Here is a 1,191-nt window from a genome sequence, read left to right as displayed (position 1 = left end):
TAATAATTACGCTACGATAGTTGCTACAACACCAGCACCTACAGTACGACCACCTTCACGGATAGCAAAACGAAGACCTTCATCCATCGCGATTGGTGCGATTAGAGTTACTGTCATCTTGATGTTATCACCAGGCATTACCATTTCTACGCCATCTGGTAACTGTACGTCACCTGTTACGTCAGTTGTACGGAAGTAGAACTGTGGACGGTAACCTTTGAAGAATGGAGTATGACGACCACCTTCATCTTTCGAAAGTACGTATACTTCTGAAGTGAATGTAGTATGTGGGTTGATTGAACCAGGCTTAGCTAGTACTTGACCACGTTCAACGTCTTCACGCTTAGTACCACGTAGAAGTGCGCCGATGTTTTCGCCAGCACGACCTTCGTCTAGAAGCTTACGGAACATTTCAACACCAGTACAAGTAGAACGAGTTGTATCATTGATACCAACAATTTCTACTTCGTCATTGATGCGGATGATACCAGCTTCAACACGACCAGTTACAACTGTACCACGACCCTGGATTGAGAAAACGTCTTCGATAGGCATGATGAAAGGCTTATCGATGTCACGCTCTGGCTCTGGGATGTAAGTATCAAGTGCGTTTGCAAGCTCAACAATCTTATCTTCCCACTCTTTCTCGCCTTCTAACGCTTTAAGCGCAGAACCAGCAATTAGAGGTAAGTCATCACCTGGGAAATCGTATTCTGAAAGAAGTTCACGAACTTCCATTTCTACTAGTTCAAGTAGCTCTTCGTCATCTACCATGTCACATTTGTTCATGAACACGATGATGTAAGGAACGCCAACTTGACGAGAAAGAAGGATGTGCTCACGCGTTTGTGGCATAGGGCCATCAGTCGCAGCAACTACTAAGATCGCGCCGTCCATTTGAGCAGCACCAGTGATCATGTTTTTAACATAATCGGCGTGACCAGGACAATCTACGTGTGCGTAGTGACGTGAAGGAGTATCGTATTCAACGTGAGACGTTGAAATAGTGATACCACGTTCGCGCTCTTCAGGAGCGTTGTCGATTGATGCGAAATCTTTAGCAACACCGCCGTATACTTTTGCAAGTACGTTAGTGATTGCTGCAGTTAGTGTAGTTTTACCGTGGTCAACGTGGCCAATTGTACCAACGTTTACGTGCGGTTTTACGCGTTCAAACTTTTCTTTTGCCAT

The 1,191-nt window shown here is 44.9% G+C and carries 1 protein-coding gene; it reads right to left on the bottom strand.

Going from position 1 to position 1,191, the window contains the following annotated elements; genetic code table 11:
* Positions 1-6: 6 nt before the first annotated feature.
* Positions 7-1,191: an elongation factor Tu gene (gene tuf / locus I6E72_RS19600; RefSeq protein ID WP_024589451.1), complete on the bottom strand. Its 1,185-nt coding sequence runs from the start codon at positions 1,189-1,191 to the stop codon at positions 7-9.

It is taken from the genome of Pseudoalteromonas sp. NSLLW24 (assembly GCF_015864725.1).
Taxonomy (GTDB): domain Bacteria; phylum Pseudomonadota; class Gammaproteobacteria; order Enterobacterales; family Alteromonadaceae; genus Pseudoalteromonas; species Pseudoalteromonas arctica.
This window is presented reverse-complemented; position numbering and strand designations above follow the sequence as displayed.